Source organism: Streptomyces alanosinicus (assembly GCF_014650595.1).
Classification (GTDB): Bacteria; Actinomycetota; Actinomycetes; order Streptomycetales; family Streptomycetaceae; genus Streptomyces; species Streptomyces alanosinicus.
Window position 1 is genome coordinate 78,940 of sequence record NZ_BMVG01000026.1, and the last position, 17,792, is coordinate 96,731.

19 protein-coding genes and 5 pseudogenes are annotated in these 17,792 nt (G+C 67.2%); 10 read left to right on the top strand and 14 right to left on the bottom strand.

Annotated features, from left to right (window positions below):
* Positions 1-286: 286 nt before the first annotated feature.
* Positions 287-505 carry a hypothetical protein gene (locus tag IE277_RS34000; RefSeq protein WP_189957581.1) on the bottom strand — a complete coding sequence of 73 codons (219 nt, stop codon included), beginning with the start codon at positions 503-505 and terminating at the stop codon, positions 287-289.
* Here IE277_RS34000 and IE277_RS49755 point away from each other — a divergent pair.
* The 3 genes and pseudogenes from IE277_RS49755 to IE277_RS34010 form a co-directional block, all read left to right on the top strand.
* A pseudogene (locus tag IE277_RS49755) lies at positions 496-606 on the top strand (IS5/IS1182 family transposase); the annotation flags it as partial. The gene IE277_RS34000 and the pseudogene IE277_RS49755 overlap by 10 nt on opposite strands.
* Positions 607-946: 340 nt before the next feature.
* Positions 947-1,243 (top strand): hypothetical protein, encoded by a 297-nt coding sequence (locus tag IE277_RS34005; RefSeq protein WP_189957582.1) that lies wholly within the window; start codon positions 947-949, stop codon positions 1,241-1,243.
* On the top strand, positions 1,243-2,559 hold the full coding sequence (locus IE277_RS34010) for a hypothetical protein (protein ID WP_189957583.1): 1,317 nt from the start codon (positions 1,243-1,245) through the stop codon (positions 2,557-2,559). The genes IE277_RS34005 and IE277_RS34010 overlap by 1 nt, the downstream gene beginning before the upstream one ends.
* Positions 2,560-2,637: 78 nt before the next feature.
* On the opposite strand, the pseudogene IE277_RS34015 reads toward IE277_RS34010, so the two are convergent.
* A pseudogene (locus IE277_RS34015) lies at positions 2,638-2,972 on the bottom strand (transposase family protein); the annotation flags it as partial.
* Between the two features lie 82 nt (positions 2,973-3,054).
* Between IE277_RS34015 and IE277_RS34020 the strand changes: the two are divergent.
* On the top strand, positions 3,055-3,657 hold the full coding sequence (locus IE277_RS34020; protein WP_189957584.1) for a hypothetical protein: 603 nt from the start codon (positions 3,055-3,057) through the stop codon (positions 3,655-3,657).
* Positions 3,658-3,662: 5 nt separating this feature from the next.
* Here IE277_RS34020 and IE277_RS34025 read toward each other — a convergent pair whose 3' ends face one another.
* On the bottom strand, positions 3,663-3,821 hold the full coding sequence (locus tag IE277_RS34025) for a hypothetical protein (RefSeq protein ID WP_189957585.1): 159 nt from the start codon (positions 3,819-3,821) through the stop codon (positions 3,663-3,665).
* Between the two features lie 453 nt (positions 3,822-4,274).
* Between IE277_RS34025 and IE277_RS34030 the strand changes: the two genes are divergently transcribed.
* On the top strand, positions 4,275-4,973 hold the full coding sequence (locus tag IE277_RS34030) for a nuclear transport factor 2-like protein (RefSeq protein WP_189957586.1): 699 nt from the start codon (positions 4,275-4,277) through the stop codon (positions 4,971-4,973).
* On the opposite strand, the gene IE277_RS34035 is transcribed toward IE277_RS34030, so the two are convergent.
* The 5 genes and pseudogenes from IE277_RS34035 to IE277_RS34055 form a co-directional block, all read right to left on the bottom strand.
* A complete protein-coding gene (locus IE277_RS34035; RefSeq protein ID WP_189957601.1) occupies positions 4,970-6,112 on the bottom strand; it encodes a GDSL-type esterase/lipase family protein in 1,143 nt (380 codons plus the stop codon). The genes IE277_RS34030 and IE277_RS34035 overlap by 4 nt on opposite strands.
* Positions 6,113-6,247: 135 nt before the next feature.
* A pseudogene (locus IE277_RS34040) lies at positions 6,248-6,934 on the bottom strand (ISAzo13-like element transposase-related protein); the annotation flags it as partial.
* An 18-nt stretch (positions 6,935-6,952) separates the two neighbouring features.
* Complete coding sequence (locus IE277_RS34045) at positions 6,953-7,948, bottom strand: IS4 family transposase (RefSeq protein ID WP_189957602.1); 996 nt, start codon at positions 7,946-7,948, stop codon at positions 6,953-6,955.
* Positions 7,930-8,310: a transposase domain-containing protein gene (locus tag IE277_RS34050; protein WP_268252684.1), complete on the bottom strand. Its 381-nt coding sequence runs from the start codon at positions 8,308-8,310 to the stop codon at positions 7,930-7,932. Before IE277_RS34050 ends, IE277_RS34045 begins: the two co-directional genes overlap by 19 nt.
* Positions 8,311-8,379: 69 nt before the next feature.
* Positions 8,380-9,012: pseudogene (locus IE277_RS34055) on the bottom strand (ISAzo13 family transposase); the annotation flags it as partial.
* 640 nt (positions 9,013-9,652) lie between these two features.
* On the opposite strand from IE277_RS34055, the gene IE277_RS49760 reads away from it, so the two are divergent.
* Entirely contained in the window at positions 9,653-9,850 is a 198-nt protein-coding gene (locus IE277_RS49760) for a DciA family protein (protein WP_373310951.1), read from the top strand.
* A gap of 525 nt (positions 9,851-10,375) precedes the next feature.
* Here IE277_RS49760 and IE277_RS34065 read toward each other — a convergent pair.
* Complete coding sequence (locus IE277_RS34065) at positions 10,376-10,882, bottom strand: hypothetical protein (RefSeq protein ID WP_189957589.1); 507 nt, start codon at positions 10,880-10,882, stop codon at positions 10,376-10,378.
* A 396-nt stretch (positions 10,883-11,278) separates the two neighbouring features.
* On the opposite strand from IE277_RS34065, the gene IE277_RS34070 reads away from it, so the two are divergent.
* On the top strand, positions 11,279-11,953 hold the full coding sequence (locus tag IE277_RS34070) for a hypothetical protein (protein ID WP_189957590.1): 675 nt from the start codon (positions 11,279-11,281) through the stop codon (positions 11,951-11,953).
* A gap of 200 nt (positions 11,954-12,153) precedes the next feature.
* On the opposite strand, the gene IE277_RS47890 is transcribed toward IE277_RS34070, so the two are convergent.
* From IE277_RS47890 to IE277_RS34085, 4 genes and pseudogenes are all read right to left on the bottom strand, one after another.
* Positions 12,154-12,882, bottom strand: a complete 729-nt coding sequence (locus tag IE277_RS47890) for a hypothetical protein (protein WP_229882166.1) — start codon at positions 12,880-12,882, stop codon at positions 12,154-12,156.
* 67 nt (positions 12,883-12,949) lie between these two features.
* Positions 12,950-13,435: pseudogene (locus IE277_RS47895) on the bottom strand (RNA polymerase sigma factor); the annotation flags it as partial.
* Positions 13,436-14,043: 608 nt separating this feature from the next.
* On the bottom strand, positions 14,044-14,712 hold the full coding sequence (locus IE277_RS34080; RefSeq protein ID WP_189957591.1) for a nucleotidyl transferase AbiEii/AbiGii toxin family protein: 669 nt from the start codon (positions 14,710-14,712) through the stop codon (positions 14,044-14,046).
* Positions 14,709-15,068 carry a hypothetical protein gene (locus IE277_RS34085; RefSeq protein WP_189957592.1) on the bottom strand — a complete coding sequence of 120 codons (360 nt, stop codon included), beginning with the start codon at positions 15,066-15,068 and terminating at the stop codon, positions 14,709-14,711. Before IE277_RS34085 ends, IE277_RS34080 begins: the two co-directional genes overlap by 4 nt.
* Before the next feature lie 214 nt (positions 15,069-15,282).
* Here IE277_RS34085 and IE277_RS34090 point away from each other — a divergent pair, with 214 nt between their 5' ends.
* Entirely contained in the window at positions 15,283-15,777 is a 495-nt protein-coding gene (locus IE277_RS34090; RefSeq protein ID WP_189957593.1) for a hypothetical protein, read from the top strand.
* 195 nt (positions 15,778-15,972) lie between these two features.
* Here the strand turns inward: IE277_RS34090 and IE277_RS34095 are convergent, their stop codons facing one another.
* Positions 15,973-16,473 carry a hypothetical protein gene (locus IE277_RS34095; RefSeq protein WP_189957594.1) on the bottom strand — a complete coding sequence of 167 codons (501 nt, stop codon included), beginning with the start codon at positions 16,471-16,473 and terminating at the stop codon, positions 15,973-15,975.
* Between the two features lie 114 nt (positions 16,474-16,587).
* Here IE277_RS34095 and IE277_RS47900 point away from each other — a divergent pair, with 114 nt between their 5' ends.
* A complete protein-coding gene (locus IE277_RS47900) occupies positions 16,588-17,184 on the top strand; it encodes a site-specific integrase (protein ID WP_229882163.1) in 597 nt (198 codons plus the stop codon).
* Positions 17,185-17,381: 197 nt separating this feature from the next.
* Positions 17,382-17,666, top strand: coding sequence for a hypothetical protein (locus IE277_RS34105; RefSeq protein ID WP_229882164.1), 285 nt, complete (start codon positions 17,382-17,384; stop codon positions 17,664-17,666).
* Positions 17,667-17,792: the final 126 nt, after the last annotated feature.

The window sequence follows — 17,792 nt, forward strand, 5'->3', positions numbered from 1 at the left end:
AGGACACCGCCGCGATATCGCAGGCCACTCCGGTCGGCCGAACGCCACACGATGGATGCTCCGACAGCGCATCCGGGGCCTGTGCCGAGCGGCGGGGGGCCGTGTGCGTAAGAGCGAGGACGGAGTCGAAAGGATCTTGCATGGCGGCAGAATGAACCGGCCCAGCCTCCGTTTCGGCGGCGCCCCGCCCCTGGGCGTTGTCCGGATAACCGCAGAATCGTTGCTGTTGAGCCGCTTGGGCGCACCGTGATCTCTGCTCTCGGCCCAGTGGTCGGTGGCAGAGGGCTCACGGTCGAGTTGCCTGAGCCTTTGAAAAGCGCATGGCGACGCCGTTCTTGATGAGGGCGAGGCGGATGGTGGCGAGGCTGGTTCCTTCGCGGTCGGCGATGTCTTGCAGGGAGACATCGCCGTGTTCGTACCAGGCGCGCCATTGCGGTACGCGGGTGGCGGTGTGCTGGGTGCGCCGGAAGCGGGGCGGGCTCCAGTCGACGGGATGCTGGGACAAAGTCCCGGAGACTATTACGACGAGCGCGCTGTTCGACCAACCACATCGGCCGCACCGTCGAAGCCGTGCATACCCTCCTGACCTGCCTATACACAGGATGAAAGAAGTGGACTGACGCCTGGAGTCCCCTCGCTCGCCCGGTTGTGCGCTCTACCCGGCCCCCGGTGGACCAGCCACTCAACCGTCCGCGCGAGCCGAGGACCACCCGGGAACCGTGGAAACCCGCGCCACCCGCCGCGACAGCTGGGCCGGTAGCCGCGAAACCGCGCCAATCAAGACGCGAAGACCACACCGAGCGATCCAGCAAGATCCCGGAACATCGAGGCTCATGCCCGTTTCACCAGCGCAATCCGCGTCTCCTTCCCGCTGGGTTGAGCGGCGGCTACCATTGCTAAAGACGGCTGGCCGAGATGCCCCCCGCGGACGGCGAGGAGGTGGGCGATGGACGGCTACGTGGTAGTTGAGGGCCCAATCGAGGACGAAGCTTTCTTCGCCGACCTGAAGGTGAAGGATCCACGCGTCGAGGTAATCCCGCAGGACCACTTCGAAGGGGCGCAGGACTTCCTACAAGCGGTTGTGCCACTCAGTGCCACGCTCACGCCCCTGCTCGTGGCCTACTTTCGCGACAAGACGGCCCGCGCGAGGGCACGGGCTTTCGTTAAAGACGGGCAGAAAAGACGACTGTCGGGCTACACAGCCGCAGAGGTCGAGAGAATTCTCAAAGCCGACGGATCGTAGTGCATCCCCTTACTGTTGAGTGGCTGGTTTCGCAGAGCCACACCGCGGAATTCTTGGATCTAGATTCGAATGACGAGTTCGGCCAGATGCGCGACTATATGGCTCAAACGGCTGCATCGGCGCGGCTAGTCCCAATCCGATCTCTTGGCGCCCCCATTTATTCCATGCATTTCGCTGGCGAATGGCATCTAATCTGGAATGAGAACTACCTGGAACATGTATTTCGGATAGCTGGAACGCTGATAGCGGACAAATATCAGCTCATGTGGTACGACGATCGTGGCCTCGATGCCACACAGAGCCTAATGTCGGAAGTTCTCTATGATGAAGGCTATTACAAGGAATCCTGCACGCTTCAGAGTATGGTCCAGAGTCGGAACGGTCTGACTTCTCGACCAGAATCGCGCCTAGCGCTCGCGGCCTTCCTCTGCCGGGATTTTCCAGAGGGTGAGGATGAAACGACTACTCTCAACCATGCCGTCATCGCTCGGCTCTACGTATTCCTCCACGAGCTCGGTCATTTGATTAAGAGAAGTGATCCTACCTTCTATGCTGCACTCGAGCGTGAGGCAGCTTCTACATTCAACGTTTACAAGCTGATCGCGTCGGGAAATGTCGACGAGCAAAATCTCCTTTCCGGAGCGACACTGATTCTCCCCCCGGATGAGATAGGAGACCTCGCCCGGCAGATGCCAGCAAGCGAGATCTCCAAGGCGCTACTGGATGAGCTTGCTCCCGACACCTTCGCTCTCTTCGCAATCATGCAACTGCTCAAAATGGCGAGGCCAGACGGATTGACGCTTGATGAGGCTGTCTACGTGTGCGGCTACCTCTTTGCTCTTCGGCTTGCAGTAGAAGCGATCAGGGATTTGCGCACCCGGACCACACACCTGGCGGCAGGGTCGCCAATACCGCAGGGCCCAGATGAGGGCGCCTGGCGCACCTTCCTGCTACGACAGTGCACGTCCCTCAGCATTAATGAGCTTCTCAAAGCTGGACTCGCTTCGCCCAACGTCGGTGAAGACTCGACACAATCGACGTTCCGGAAGCTCAATGAGCCTTGTTTTACTTTGCTCCAGCGGCGGCGCCTAATCTTCGAACCTGGTGGCACGAAGGCTGCGGACGTGATCTGGAGATCGGTGGTCGAAAGCATAAATTCCCAAACCGCCATTGGACTCGATGGGCCGTCGCCACAGAGTCGGCAGGATGTCAGTACAAGTGATCGGTATGGCGACAACGAGACCCATCGACAGCACTTCCTTGAAGCTGCGGGCTGGTCGAAGCAAAGCGGGCAATGGAGATACTCCCCGACGTAGCTAATATCACCTAAATGACGTCCGGCGACCCGGCTTTGCTTGGTCGAGAATGTCGTCGGCGGTCTTAGTGCACTTCTCTCATCCTGTGTATAGGCAGGTCAGGAGGGTATGCACGGCTTCGACGGTGCGGCCGATGTGGTTGGTCGAACAGCGTGCTCGTCGTAATAGTCTCCGGGACTTCAGGCGCGCGAAGGTGCGTTCGCCGGGGCCCGGAGTCAGGCGTGGTCGCGGTTGAACTGCTGGTAGTGCTCGTGCAGGTCGCGATGGCCGTAGTAGGGGGTGCGGACGGTGGAGCCGGCGCCCTGGTAGGCGCGGTCGGCCAGGACCAGGATCTGCCGGGTCAGGCAGGCCTGGATGATGCCGTGGGCGCGGGCGGAGGTCAGGTCGTGGGTGCACCCGGGTGTCGCGCGATCAGCGACGCGGCCATCACCCGTTGGGTGGATATGGCTGCCAGGACCGCTGCCGGGTGCGGCGTGAAGATCGAAAATTCTCGGCATGACTTCTTTCCCCAGTCGTCGGCGCCTGCTTGGTCAGGTGATGGCGGCCGCCGGCGGCGCGCTGCTTATGGGCCATGCCAGCCGTGCCTACGCCGTCCAGCAGTCCGCCGCCCAGGACCAGCGCCTGCCCGAGATCGGACAGACGGTCAACCTCACCGCGAACTCCTTCGGCGCCACGCTGGTTGTGAACCTGCCGCCGCCGCTGCCCAGGCTGAACTTCATCGGCTCACTCGTCCAGAAAGTCATGGCCGGCGGCCCAGACTTCGTACGCCTGCAGACACTCAACTTCACGCTGGAGCCGGCCCACGCCCACTTCGGGAAGGTCACCGTTGTCCTGCCGGACAACGACGATTCTCCTGCCAGCACCCTTGCTCTCGGCCCCACCGGGCTCGTCGAGACGTGGGTTCAGTCATTCACTGCCACCTTCCAACGGCAGGCAGACACTCCCGGCCCGTTCACCTACCACGGGTCCCCGACCGGAGGTGCACGGTTCGAGTTGCAGGCCCCCATCCGTTTGGGCACGGTGTCGTCCAACGGTGAGAAGACCGTGGACGCCCAGATCGAGGGAATGGCCGTCAACCAAGGTCAATTGTCGGCCTAGCGTGTTCACGGCTGCAGGGGGCTGGGGCGGTGGCGCCCGGGGTGGGCGGCGCGCAGGTACTGCATGGCCGTGTGCGGGGACAGGCCGAAGAGCCGGATGAGATGGACCGGGTCGCCGGTGTGCTTGGCCTCGTCGAGGATGCGGTCCACGCGCAGCCGTGGCATTGTGGGGGCTGTTTGGTGGCTTCGCCGTCGAGTCGCTGGAGTTCTGGACAGCCGTGCGGCGCCACCAGCGCTGGCCCTGGGAGAATCCGGGTGACGGACCAACCCTGGGACTTCTGGCCTACATCCTCGCCACCACCTTACGGCTCGGCGTCGGGGCGGGTGTGGCCGTCGCAGCGCGCACATCCGAGCAAAGCGCCACCGCCTGGGTGGCGATGATCGTCGGGGCCGGGACGCCTCTGCTACTGGAAAAGGCGACGGCCCTCATCCCCTCGTCCTGCAGGTCGGCGTCACCGCGGTCACCGCGACCTCCCCGCGCGAGGGGGAAAGTGGCGAGGCCGCGTTCTTTCTCGAGCCCCAGGGTCCGCGCTCCGCCGAGCGCAACCGCCCTGACACGTCGGTCCCGGACAGCGAGACCGCCCTGGCCGACGGCGAAGGCCAAAGGAGCTGATGGTCGTGCGCGCCAACTCCCTGCCCGGCCGGGTCGTGGCCATCGTTTCGCGCCGTGCTCCCGCGTTCCAGCCGCGTCCAAGCGAACAGACCGGTCTGGCCTGGGCCGTACAGGCGGCGTTGCCGGGCACGCGTCGCCAGGAGCCGACCGAGGTCGACTCCGCATCCGAGGCCGGAACGCTTCCAGGTTCACGCGTTGACCCACCGACCGATCTCGTCGTCACGGTCGAGCCGTGGCGCTGGCCTCAGATCCGGGCCGCTTCCCTCAGCGTCGGTAACGACCGGTCCATGAAGGACATGCCGACCCTCGTCGGGCTCGTCGCCGCCTGTCTCCTGGCAGCGGGCGGCTTCGCGTTGACAACCCTGGCGCCCGGCGAGATCTCGGCGCCGGCCGGGCCGCCGCCGTCGTCCACCGCGACCCTTGGACCTACCCAGACTGTCGAGCGGTATTTCGATGCGGTCAACGAGAGGGACTATCGGACAGCCTGGTCGCTGGGAGGCCGCAACTTTGGCGAGAGCTATGACACCTTCGTGGCGGGCTTCGCGGACACAGCGACGACCTCCGTCACCGTCCAGTCCGTCACAGGTGACGTCGTAGCCGTGGCGCTGAACGTCCACGCCATGGATGGGAGCACGAAGAGCTACCACGGCACGTACACCGTCCGCGACGGCGTGATCACGGCAGGCAGCCTGAAGGCCGACTAACAGGCGAACGGACCGCCGTCCACAAAGGCGTGTGCGGCGAAACGCTTGCCCATCCGGCGGTACGCGGCGGCGGTGGGATGCAGGCCATCGGGCAGGTCGGCCACCTCGTCGGGCCCGAGCAGTTCGCGTCCGTCGAGATAGTGCAGATGGCAATCGCGCGCCCGCCGGGCTGCCACGATCCGGGCCAGCTCGGCACGCACCAAAGTCAGCGACAAAGCCCCACCGGCCACGTCCGCCGGGTCGCCCAGGGCCGTGATCTTCCCGTCCGCACCCGCCGCGACCGGACCGGGACGCTCCTCGAACGTCGGACAGCTCACCGGGGAGATCAGCAGCAGCGGGGTCTGCGGGTGTCCCTCCCGGATCGTGTCGAGGAATCCGTGCACCGCCGGGCCGAACGACCGCTGCCGAAAGGCGGCCAGGGCCACGATGTTGATTCCCACCTTGAGGCTGATCAGGTCGGCCGGAAGATCGCGGATCGTCCGGGCGACATAGGGATCCAGCATCTCGTTGCCCGCCTGGCCGAGATTGATCACCTCCACTCCCCCGAGCGTTGCCGCCACCACCGGCCAGGTGCCGGTCGGGCCGTCGGCCTCCAGGCAGTGGCTGATGGAACTGCCGTAGTGCACCCAGCGGCGTCGCCCGTCCGGCAGCGGCGCCAACACCTCGCCGTCAGCCCGCAGGCTCACCAGTTCCGTGGGGGTCTGCTGCGGCAGCCACAGCTCGACCTGCTTCATGCCGGCCGGCAGCCCGCCGAACCGGACAGTCCCCGGTTCGCCCGGGATCAGTCGCTGCTCGGCGCCGGGGCCCGCCATCCGCAGCACGTTGCCCAGCGGCGCCTGCTGCCGCCCGAACGGCACGCCGTCCACCAGGAGTTCCATCATCCCGGTCGGGCGGGGTTGAGGTTCGGCGTCGAGCTGCCCCGTGGAGGTGAGTACGTCCAACTCCACCTCACACGCGTCGGTACGGAACACCAGCCGGACCCCCGAGGGCATCAGGGTCACCCCGTAGACCGAGGGATCCTGGTACTGCACCTTGGTCCACGCCGGCAGCCGACGCGGCATCACCCCCGCCTCCGTGGTCTCCAGATCCAATGCACCCCGTAACTCCACCGGTCCGCCGACCAGCGGCACCGCCTTCATCCCCACCGTCACCGCTCCTGCTCCTTAGGTCACCTGATAGATCGTCCGGCATAGCCATGCCTTGCACCGGCACACCAACCGGTGGGGGAACAACCACGACCAACGCCCCTTCGCAGCCTAAGGGCTTGCAGGTCATTAACACGTCGTCTTGATCTTGCTGTTGGGGTCGCCGGTCTGGGCTCGAACCCGAGCCTGGAGGGCTGTGCGGGCGGAGGGTGGAGTGGCCGCTGGCGGGATGACGATGCTGTGCGTCTTGAGCAGCCTTCTGATCTTCAGCAGGGTGCGGTGCATGGCGGTCCGACTGCTGTCGAACAGCACCGCGAGGGGTTCCGCGGCCAGGTTGACCCGCAGGTGAAGGACGGCCGCCAGGACCTGGTCGGAGAAGGCGAGCCGGGGCGGGCGGCCGCGCTTGACGTCGCCGTCGACGGCCAAAGTGTCGGTGAGATCGCTCAGTTGCTGCCGGGACATGCCGGTCAGGACGGGGTCGGACAGGAGAGCATGGTCCCACTCCGGGGCCGGCTTTTGCAGAGCCCGCGGCGCTGGGATGGCGGGGCACGACTGGGGGTGCACGGCATAGTTCCAGTCGCCGTGGAAGGCGTGTCGGGTCAGTGGCAGGGCCGCCATCTCCGTGTCGCCGATCTGGACTCCGGTTGGGTAGGTGTTGGTGTCCAGCTCGGCCATGACACGCAGTCCGGTGCGGGTGGTGGTCGCGGCGATGGACTGGACGATGACTTCGTGGCTGGTCAGCGGGCGGCCGCGCCAGTTCATGGTGATGTGCGAGAAGAGCCGATGCTCGATCTTGTTCCACTTCGATGTGCCTGGCCAATGCCGTTGCTTCAGTCAGTGAACTATCGTCGGCTGCAGGGTGACGACCTTGGGGGCAACGCGCCGTGTCGGCTGCCGGTCCCGGGTGTTGATCCGGTAGGAGAGCTTCGAGGAGTACTTCGAGTCCGGCCGCTTCAGATGCCGGTCCGCCTCACGCAGGCGCCTGGCGCCGTTGTCGAGTTTCCGGTGCACCTTCGCCGCCAGCATGGCCAGGAACTTCTTGATCTTCTTGGGCGTATCCGCACACTGACGGACCACACTGCGCCGCGTGTGCTTGAGGACTTTGACGAACGAGACCCGGTCCGGATCGATGCCGTTGTCGTCGGCCAAGCCCATGATGACCCGCGTGAGGCAGTGGTGCACGACCAGGTGCGCCCACACCTCCTGCTGCACCAGATCCGGGTCTCCCGAGCGCAGAACCTCGGCCGGCCCACGCTGGAAGGTCTTGATGTGCCGGAACGCCGACTCCGCCTCCCACCTCGCATGGTAGAGCCGGGCCAACTCCGCCGCCGGAAAGGCAACCGGGTCGAGCAGATCGGTAAGCAGCCTGACCACCTCGCCGCCGTCGACGCGGTACTCGATCACCCGGACCAGCACCCCACCATGGTGTGCGCCCTTCTGCCCGGCCAGGTTCATCCTGGCCAAGTAGGTACCGTCGGGAAGATGCCCAACCGGCCGATGCGCCACCGGCGAACGGGCCCGGATCAACAAGTGCGCCCCGGCCCCGAGGTACGCCTTCCACAAAGCAACCCCGGGAAAGTTCCGGTCCATGATGACCAGCATCCCGCTCGCCGAGCCAGCCAGAGCGATCGCCAGTTCCCGCTCGCCCCCACTGAATCCGCCCACCGCTGCGTCGACCTGCGCATGCGTGCCGCACTCGGTCAGTGTCACCACCCGTACCTGCGGGAAACCCGCCGGCTGCCCGTTCTTGACCGGACCGCCGAACGCAGCACGGTTGGCCGTCGTGTCCGGCGCGTCCAGCACGAACCCGTCTACCGCGCCCAGCCGCATCCCGCGGTAAAAAGAGCCTCCACGCCGACGGGGGCCAACGGACTGGCCAACTCGCGGAAAACGGTCTGCAGGACCAGCGGCCCCAGACGCCTGCGCGCCCGCGTGAACGAGGACTTGTTCGGGATGCTCCCGCTCAACTCTCTGCTACTGCCCACAAGTTGCTCCGCAACATCGTCATAGGAATCCTGCTGGAACAACGCCAGGGCAAGCGTGAAGTAGACCATGAACCCAGCCGGCAGCGCGCCGGGCTTCTTGTCCCGGACTCCGCACTTCTCCAGCACCCCGGCGACCAGTTCCGGGGTCACCCATCGGGTCACCACACCCAGTCGCACATGATCAGACAACCCCACCCAAGGATGCATGCCGAGCCCAACGACCCCGCTCCGCCAACGTCACTGGGAACTGCTTGACGAGTTCAAGCAACGGCATTGTGTGCCTGGCGGCAGGTGGCAAACGGTGATCGTCAGTCCTGTTTCGGCGGCGAGCCGGGCGAGTTCGAGCTTCCAGGCCCGGGTCCGGTAGCCGTTCGAGCCGCCCGCGTCGGCGGTGATGAGCAGTCGTGTCGCCTGTGGGTAGGCGGCCCGGCCCTGGCCGCACCACCAGCGGCGGATCGATTCCACTGCGAACGCGGCGGTGTCGTGATCGGTGCCCACGTTGACCCAGCCGGTGTCCGCCGCGAGATCGTAGATCCCGTACGGGACGGCCTTGCCCAGCTGCGGGTCGGCGAAGTCATGGACGTTCACCGGCACGGGATCAGCCGGAGGCCGCCACTGACGGCCGTTGTTCTTGAACTCGCCGACGAGCTCCTTCTTCTTGGTGTCCACGCTGATCACCGGCTGGCCGGTGTCCCGGTGATCGCGGGCCTGCTCGTTGAGATAACGGAACTGGGCATCCCGGTCCGGATGCTGGCTGCCCTCGATGGTCTTGGCGTTGGCCTGCAGACTGAAGCCTTCTTCCCGCAGCAGGTCCGCGACGGTGTCCGCACTGACTTTGTGCCCGGTCCGAGCCAGCTCCCGCGCTAACGTGCGGGTCGACTTCACCGTCCACCGCAGCGGTGACATGGGAGCCCGGAAACGGGCCGGGCCCGGCTCTCCTACCGCCGGGCCGAGGAACTCTTTGAGGAGGCTACCCGCCTGCTGGCCAATCCGCTCGCCTCGCCCGAGGACATTGAGGACTTGGAGGGCTGGACGCTGCACCGGCTACGGCATTCCGGACTCACACACGAGGCCGAGGGCGGAGCCTCCACCCCGATGCTGCTGGCTCGGTCCCGCCACGCCTCCGTCCGTTCCCTGGAGCGGTACACCCGCCCCAGCGTCGATGCGGTTGCCCGGCACGTAGCCGAGCGAGATCCTGCCGCCCGCCGCAAAGGTTAAGCCCCGGAACCTACCAGCGAGTTACTTGCTCCCTCGTGTCAGAGCTGGGACTACCGGACCTATGAAGTCTGCCGATCCGTTCCGTTGACACGCCGCGGCCTACCAAAGAAGCGAAGCCACGCCACAGTCCACCAGCATGGCTGCCAGCTCGCAAAGTGGACAGCACGGCACGCCGTTTGGGCTGGTACGCCCTTGAGATCCTTGTGTGCTGCTGACGCAACGCACCTTCGAGGCACCCGCGCCCGGCCGGACCTGTCCGATCATGGAGGCACGCGAGAGGAGCGTGGAACATGTCGTTGACGCAACCGGAGTGGTTCGGGGATCTCGACGCATGGTGGACGCCGGCGGTGGGCGAGGGTACTGCCCGGCGAGTGGAACCGGTCGGGAAATCGACGACAGTGGACGTCTGCACGTGCGATGCTCAAGCCCCGCTTGGCGCACACAGGTCCGGATGCCCGGACCGCAGCTGACCGCGCGCGTCAATGAGCTCCTCGCCCCTCAGGCCACGATTAGCGGCGTCGTCGTGTAGGCCGACTCCAGTCAGGTTCCGAAGATCCTCCGGGACCGGTGGGCCGACATCGGGGGGTGAAGACCTCGCCAGCCAGGTGAAACCGGTGAGACGCCCCGCTGAGGGGCAGGAATTATACACGGTGGCCGCATCCGTCCCCGAACGCCCGCTGGCAGACCTTCCCGATCTCCTGGACGGTCAGTGACTGCTGGAACGCCTCCGAGGCGCGCTCAACCGGCTGGAAGTCCATGCCGCCCAGGATGCCCGGCCTGCAGCCTGTTCGTCACGAACACCGCGTACGGCGACACGACAGAAACGCATCCGCCAGGACGCCTGGCCGTCAGGCCACGCCAGGACATGTTTCGAAGCCAACTCCGCCGCTGCGCGACTCCGGTGCAAGGACCTATTCCTCCCCGGCCTGACCGGGGCTTCCTGGGAGAGATCCGGTGATCCCCGTGCTGGCTATGTTCACGAGATTCGGTTCTGGCACAACTTCTGGATGTTGTTGGCGATCTTCAGAATGCTCCCGTCGGCCGGTGTTCCTCCTCAGCCGGGGATGGCAGTGGTGTCGAGGGTCAGATGGACGGCCTGATCGTGGAGGGCGGCGGTGCTGATGACCGCAACTATCTCCATTCCGATCGTGGCGAGGGTGGCGACGTATTGGCCGCGTGTGAGCCGCTGCGCCTCGACCGCCGTTCCGTCCACGACCAGCTGGCCTGTTCCGGCAGCCAGTTCGTTGGGCAGCCGGATCGGTCCATCGGGCGAAGAGTTGAAGAGGAACTCGTCCAGGAGCGCATCGGGCTCCAGGGTTGAGAACACACGGACGTGCTCGGGCAGGCGCCGCTGGGTGGTGACATGCACCAGCATGGTGTGCTCCTCGTAGTATCCGAGGTCGAGCCGCTGGAGGAGGCCATCGACCGACCCCTGGCCCACCAGACGGCGCCAGCTGGGCTCGGGCCGCGCGAGGACAGCCACCGGGCGGCCGAACTCCCGCAGGGTCTCCAGCCAGATGCGATCGACAGGACGGCCCGGTGGGCCGGAGCTGTGGAACATGACGACCCCCTCTGGCTGGTCAACAAATGCGGGTAAGGCGCCCACTCATCGTGGCATCGGGACCGGCAGTCGCGGGCCGGAATTTCGACGAACCGATCAGGAAGCGCGCCCGCGGCGCGGCGTACTTCCTGGCGCGCTGTGTTGCCGGCGGCCCCAGTGTTGCTGGTAGCGGTGTACTACCGGACCGATCTGCGAGGCATCAGCTTGTGTCACTGGTCGGGGGATCCGGGACCCATGAATTCCCAAGATCACCAACAGCATCACTTCTGTACAAGCTGATGCGGTGGGCACGGGTGCGCCGGGCTCCGCACGCCCATGCGTCTGGGGCGGGCGGTAGGAGCGCCTTTGGGTGGGGCAGCATGTGCTCAGTTGCCGCTTTGTTCGTGAGGGGATGTCATGGGTTCCATCCGTCGCGCCGTGCCGCCGGTGCTGCTCTCCTGTCTGCTGTTGGCGGGTTGTTCATCCGGTTCGCACTCCGGGCCGGGCACCTCGAACAACAAGGGTGGAGCGTCGGCGGCGGGGCCGTCGGGGAGTGGTGTGCCTGCCGGTAGGGCGAAGATCCCGGTGGGTGCGGGGCCGCAGACGACGTACACGGTGCAGCAGCAGCCGCCTGCGGGCAGTTGTCACTACCGGAACGAGAAGGGTGAGCCGCTGCCGGACCCGAAGTGCACGCCGGGTGCGGTCTCCCCGGCAGTCACCCAGGCGAACCTGGCCACGACCATCTGCCGAAAGGGCGGCTACACCAAGAACATCCGGCCCCCGGAGGCGATCACCAGTAAGGAGAAGCAGGCCAACGCCGCCTCCTACGGCTACAAGGGCTCCTTCAAAGACGCCGAATACGACCACCTGCTCAGCCTCACGGACGGCGGCGACCCGAACGATGCCCGCAATCTGTGGGTGCAGCCGCCCGACCCGGGCCACAAACCGGGATCGGGCGTGAACAACCTGAAAGACCCGGTCGAGACGAAAATCCACACCGCTATCTGCTCCGGGAAGGTCACACTCGCCGCCGCGCAGAACGCCCTCGCCACCGACTGGACAACGGCACTCAGCCGCCTCGGCATCGGCTGATCCGCGCTTTGCTCCAGGGCCGGTCGCGCCGGTACGCCGAAGGGCGCACAGCCGCGGGCACGCTCAAAGCATCGCCTCACCGGGAACGCCCTGCCCGGAAACACGAGACGCCGGCAGCCGTCTCGCAGCCTGCCGTAGGGCGGACCCCGGCGTGACCAGGCCGCGAGGCCGCAGATGCCGGCAGCCGCCGGTGCTTCGATTCAGGTGGTCGCGAGCTGTTCGAGCTGTTCGGCCAGGGCGGGGTCCGGCTGCGGCACGAGTCCGTAGTCGTCGTCGCAGCTTGCCGTCAGGTTCTCGACGGTGTGCCGCAGGGCGGTGTCCTCGTGGGCGTGCAGGGGGCAGGTGTTGTAGGGCTCCAGGTCCAGGACGGTGTCTGCTCGGAGACGGTACTGGCCGGGGTCGCGCTGGAGCAGTGTGACCTGGTCGGCCCAGAACGCAGCGTCCCCGAGTTCACCGCGGCACAGGTGCAGGAGGTGGAGGCAGTAGGCGGAGGTTGCGTTGCCGGCTCCGACGGCGAACTGCCACCAGAACTGTGCGCCTTCTTCCTGCTGGGTCAGGTCGAGCAGGCAGGCGAAGATCAGGGCACCGTCGGGGTCGATGAGGCAGTCGTTGACGAGGCGGGCCACGTAGGACGCTGCCTCGGGGTCGTGAATGACGGACCAGGACAGGGCATGCAGGTCCGCTGCCGCCTCCGCAGGGCGGGGCGTGTGACGCCGCTGCGGGGTGTCTGCAGGGCGAGGCAGGAGAGTGTCGCCGCAGTACCGCTGAGCCAGTACCTGGGGCAGCCGCCGATCGAAAAGGTTCTCCCAGCGTGTGCGGGACACCTCGGCCGCGATGCGCCGGCGGGCCTTGGCGGGGTCGTAGTCGTCGTACTCGTCGTCCAGGACGCGGGCGCCGGCAAGGGCTTCTTCGAGGGATGTCAGGTGCATCGGGTGAACACTCCGCATGGTCGCAGTCCGCGCTCAGGTCGACGTTCAGGTCAAGGTCTTTGGCCAGCTTCCGCTTGGCGTGCCGGGCTTGCGAGCGAACCGTCGCCTCCGTCACGCCGAGGATGTGGGCGGTTCGCTCGCAGGTGTAGCCGAGGACGTAGCGCAGCACCATCACGTCGAACTGCCGCTCGGGCAGGCGGGAGATGGCCGCGTACAGGCCCAGGGCGCTCTCCATGTCGGCGAGCTGGTCACGTACGGACTCCAGGGCTGCACGGTTGACCCGGGCGAACGCCGCGGTCTCCACGGTCGCGGGAGTACGGCCCTGCAGGTGGAGCTCGAGGGCGATCCGCTCACGCAGCAGCGCCCACGCGTACGCCTCGTGGTTGGCGTCCTCCATCATGTCCGGCCACTGCAGCGCCAGCGTCATGAACGTGGCGTGCACGAGCTCGCCGGCGAAACGGCGGTCACCGAGCTGGATGTGGGCGTATTCGAGGTAGGGCCGGTAGTAGAGGCTGTGAAACGCCCAGAAGGTGTTGGGCAGCTCGGTGGTCATCGTACGCACGACACGCTGGGGCTCCTGGCCGGTCACAGACAGCCCCCCCTTCTCGTCGTCGCGCTGCGCGGGGCCGGCCGGCAGGCCGGCGGCACGCTGCTCGGCGAGCGACTCGGCTCCGATGCGCACAGTGGCACCGAGCAGACGCCGCACGAGCGTCCCCGCACCTGGGCCGAACACACGCAGCGCCGTGACCCCCGAGAGGGCCAGCGCAAGATCGGCTACGTCATTCACGGCTATGCAGTCCTTGTCCTCAGCGGGCGGTGCGCCGTCTCCCCTTGCCGGGGCACCGGAGAGCCCTGCGCTCCCGGGAATCAGCAAACCGATCGAGGACGCGATTCGTGCAACGGCCGCCCGCGAAATCTTCCGGACAGTCAACTTGCGGTCACGCACAGCGAGTTCACACAGTGCCGGACCCCTCACTTGGAGCGCCGTACCAGGTGCCACGCTGAGCAGCGGAAAGATCACTCACGGCAGCCGCGCGGTGTACCTTCACGGCGCCGCCACACCCGTCTCGCGCAGGGTCGGCCTGTGATGCAGATCACGACGATGTCCGCGGGCGGCGGTGGGCCCTGGGGTGGTGGCTGAAGCGCGTACGACGGCCGCAGTCAGTCGTCGGGATCTTCCTCGGCGTGCAGGCGGGTGTCGAGATCGCTCGCCCATGCGAGAGCCCAGTCGCGCAGGTCCGCGATCTGGTGGGGGCTGAGGCCGTAGCCGGTGTAGTCGGCGTCGTCCCACCATTCCGCGCCGGCGAGGCGGTCGCGCAGGTCGCTGAGGCTGAACTCGGTGCGGGCATGGCGGCGGCCGAGTCTCTCCAGGTCGGCGGTGGTGTGGTGACGGGACGCGGCGTGGACGTCGATGAGGTCGCGGACCGCGCCGCGCTCGGCCAGGGCCCGGACCTTGGTGCCGATCACGTCGTCGAGGGCGAGGACCGGCCCGTGCTCGGTGGCGGCGGGTGGGGCCCAGAAGGCTTCTTTGAGGATGTCGACCTCGCAGTCCTCGCCGGTGGCGGGGTCGGTGACGATGAGGCGGCCGGAGAGCGGGTCGGTCTCGATCTCGCGGACGCTCCAGCCGCGTTCGGTGAGGCCCGCCTGGACGGTGCGGATGATCTGATCCATCGGGGCGGGATTCTCGGTGGCGACGTCCAGATCCTGGGAGAGCCGGTCGACCAGGCCGTGGGCCTGCACGGCGTACCCGCCGGTGATGACCAGTGGGTACGGGGTGCCGATGGCGAGTACGTCGGCGAGCAGGCGGCGGTGCAGTTGGGTCAGGTTCACGGGGCCTTCGCATTGGCCAGCTCGGGGAAGGCGTCCTCCCACGCATCGCGGACGAAGCGGCTGATCAGGGTGCGCAGGATGGGCCACTGGCTGATCAGAAGGTCCCGGTTGAGAAAGACCTCCAGGTCCTGGCGCTGTCCTTCGGCGAGGACGGTGCGGTAGAGGCTGATCCGGGACTTGAGGCCGGTCAGGTCGTAGGAGCGGCGCCCGGACCAGACGACGTGCAGCGGCAGGTCGACGGTGCCGTGGTCGGGGCCGGTCAGGTCTTCCAGGCGGGTCGGCAGCCGGTGGGTGTACCGGGCCCGTAGCACCTGGGCGGCGTCGGGGACGGGCGAGCGGGGAGACATGACGGCCATGGGTCCAGTATCGCCTGCAGGGCCGCGTCAACCACCACTTGCGCCCCGGCGACTACACGGCCGTACAGGATATCGACCTGGTCCCCATCGACCTGTGCAGCGGGCGGCCTCCGCCCTGGTCTGCCGCCTGACCAGGCCGTTTCCACCCTAGGGTGCCCTTCGCGTCAACCTGTCCGGCTCTCACAATCAGGGGAGGGCGGTAAGGTCCAAGCGCATGACCGATGAGACTGCACCCCTGCGCCGCAAGCCCCCGCGCCCCAAGCCGCTGGACGAGGAGGTGCGGCGCGTCCTGGCCAGCGTCGGTCTTCCTGGATCGGATACCGCCGAGCGTGACCGTGCCCATGGTGTCGTCGTCACTGATGCGGAGGACGGCGCGGTGTTCGTAGAGTGGTTCACCTCCCGCACGCTGCGTGAGACGGCGGCCACCGAGCAGCGCGAGGCCATCGTCCAGGGCCCAGCGACTCTCCTCCACCGTGACGGGCGCCGTCACATGCATCACGCGATCGCCGCGGTCCTGGGTGCGCACGGCAACTTGAAGACCGATGTACTCGTAGACCATGGGGTGCTGGTCAAACGCCTGCCTGACATCCCAATGCCCGAGCCCGCTCCGCTGGGCCTGCCGCCCACCGTGGGTGAGGTGCTGTCCGAGGCGCCCACGCTGATGCGGGGCTTCCTCATCTCGGAGGACGACAAGGACGGCGATCGGTAGGCGATGACGCCCGCCGGGCTGCTCTGTGTTGTGGTCCGGGGCGTCGGCGCTTCGGCGATCGGTCGAAGGCGCGGGGCGGATTCATCTGCTTGCGGCCGGCCCGGCACACACCTGCTGCCCCTGCCAGGACACCGGCCTCGTTCCCACCCCGTACGCCGTCGGCGAGGACTTGCAGAGGGAGAGCGTCGGGCCGGGTCAGGAGCCGAGCCCCGTTTTGATCTCCGCCTCCCAGACGGCGTAGGCGCGGTCGACGTGCAGGGCCGCCAGATACGCGGCCAGCCGGTCGTCCTCGGCATCGGCCAGTGCGTCGCGGACGAGGCTGGCACGCGCCTGGGTCAGCCGGTCCTTCACCCGCCACCATCGCTGGTCGAGGCCGGCCTTTTCCTGGACCGTCTCGTACAGGGCCTGCAGCGCGTAGCGGACTGAGCGCACGTCGCCCGGTGCCACGTCCAGACGGGGAATGGTGGGGTCGAGGGCGGTCCGGCCCCAGGTGTTGATCCGCGCGACAATCCGCCGCAACGAGACCTCGGCCATCGGAACGCCGAAGGCGGAGTCCTCAGCGGCGGGCGCCTCCTGACCGGGACGGGCCGGAGCATTCGGCGTCAGAGCGAGCAGACCGGCCTGCTCCAGCAGCCGGGCCATGGGCCCGCAGGCGTCCTCGACCTGGTGGAACGGGCAGTATTCCGGGATCAACACAGGGCCTTTCACGACACGGCGAGCAGCAGAGCCGGACATGCTACGGCAGTCCATCTGCCGTCAGGTGCGCCCATCTTGCCCTGCTTTGCTTGGGCGAGCGCGGCCTGGTCTTCGGTGAGCTTCGGTCGGCGTCCGCCGACCCGTCCCCGCCGGGTACGCGACATCACCGAGGACCCCGAGGGCCGCGGGCTCATCGTGGACGTCCGGGTGTCTAAGGCCGCTCCCCGCACCGTCGCGGTCCCCTTCGGCTCACGCGCCCACCTCTGCCCCGTGAGGGCCTGGCGCCGTTGGAAGCAGGAGCTGGGCGAGGACGTCGACCCCGACAGCTTCGCCTTCCGCGCGGTGCACAACCGCTGGAAGACCGTCCTTAAGAGCGGGCTCGACCCCGTGACCATCGGCGACATCCTCACCCGCATCGGCGCCCGCGCCGGGCTCGACATCCGGCCCACCGGGCACAGCCCCCGCCGCGGGCTGGTCACCGAGTCCTCCCGCGCCGGCAACCCCGACGCCGTCATGGAGAAGCAGGGCGGGTGGGCCCCCGGCTCCAAGGTCATGCGCCGCTACCGCGAGGAAGACGACGGCTTCAAGGAGAACGCCTGCACGGGGTGCTGTAGGGACGAGAGGCTGGCGCGCTGTCAGAACCCCACCCTGATGCACCCAGGGGTGCATCTGACCAGGTCAGAGCCCAATTCCCCGCCAAGGGCCGTGTAGGGCAAGGAACTTGCCGCCTCGGAAATGCCCGTGTAGGCAGCACCGAAAAAGCGATCACGCACCCCCTGCAGGGGGTGCGGTCACCTGTGCCGACGATCGGGGAGCAAGGCAGGGCTGATGCGTTCTCAGCCAGCGAGATGAACTGATCGCGTGTGTACGCGTCGCTGCGGACGGTTTGCACGGTTCGCCATTGAGCGGTGTGCATCCTGAAATCGACGAAGGTGGCCGGGCGGGCAGTCCTGCTCGTCCCGCACCGCGGCGACGCGGCCGACGAGGGCGGGCTGCCCGGCGACTACCGCAAGATCCTGGCGATCGTGCGGGAGGGGGACGGCCCGGTGCAGGTCAGGGCGGTCGGCGAGCGGCTGGGGCTGGACGCCTCGGTACACGGCAAGCTGGAACCTTTGCGGGCGAAGATGACCAAGCTCGCCGCCCGGGGCTGGCTGCGCAAGCGGGGCGACGGGCGGTTCAGGGCACGTCCGTAGGCGCGCGGGGCGGGCCCGTAACTGACGGGCCCCCGACGGCAATGGGGATCGCCCTCCTGCTAGAGCACTAGGGCGTTTCTGATGGCTCTTGCTGGGGTGGGTGGATCAGTTCTTCGGCTGGGCAGG

What these genes read in the sequence shown, in the direction of transcription:
- IE277_RS47890 (WP_229882166.1), bottom strand. Translation starts at nt 12,882, where the DNA reads ATGCACCTGACATCCCTCGAAGAAGCCCTTGCCGGCGCCCGCGTCCTG.
- IE277_RS34085 (WP_189957592.1), bottom strand. Translation starts at nt 15,068, where the DNA reads ATGGCCGTCATGTCTCCCCGCTCGCCCGTCCCCGACGCCGCCCAGGTG.
- IE277_RS34045 (WP_189957602.1), bottom strand. Translation starts at nt 7,948, where the DNA reads ATGCGGCTGGGCGCGGTAGACGGGTTCGTGCTGGACGCGCCGGACACG.
- IE277_RS34090 (WP_189957593.1), top strand. Translation starts at nt 15,283, where the DNA reads ATGACCGATGAGACTGCACCCCTGCGCCGCAAGCCCCCGCGCCCCAAG.
- IE277_RS49760 (WP_373310951.1), top strand. Translation starts at nt 9,653, where the DNA reads ATGGTGGACGCCGGCGGTGGGCGAGGGTACTGCCCGGCGAGTGGAACC.
- IE277_RS34070 (WP_189957590.1), top strand. Translation starts at nt 11,279, where the DNA reads ATGGGTTCCATCCGTCGCGCCGTGCCGCCGGTGCTGCTCTCCTGTCTG.
- IE277_RS34020 (WP_189957584.1), top strand. Translation starts at nt 3,055, where the DNA reads ATGACTTCTTTCCCCAGTCGTCGGCGCCTGCTTGGTCAGGTGATGGCG.
- IE277_RS34025 (WP_189957585.1), bottom strand. Translation starts at nt 3,821, where the DNA reads ATGCCACGGCTGCGCGTGGACCGCATCCTCGACGAGGCCAAGCACACC.
- IE277_RS34050 (WP_268252684.1), bottom strand. Translation starts at nt 8,310, where the DNA reads ATGCATCCTTGGGTGGGGTTGTCTGATCATGTGCGACTGGGTGTGGTG.
- IE277_RS34035 (WP_189957601.1), bottom strand. Translation starts at nt 6,112, where the DNA reads ATGAAGGCGGTGCCGCTGGTCGGCGGACCGGTGGAGTTACGGGGTGCA.
- IE277_RS34005 (WP_189957582.1), top strand. Translation starts at nt 947, where the DNA reads ATGGACGGCTACGTGGTAGTTGAGGGCCCAATCGAGGACGAAGCTTTC.
- IE277_RS34065 (WP_189957589.1), bottom strand. Translation starts at nt 10,882, where the DNA reads ATGTTCCACAGCTCCGGCCCACCGGGCCGTCCTGTCGATCGCATCTGG.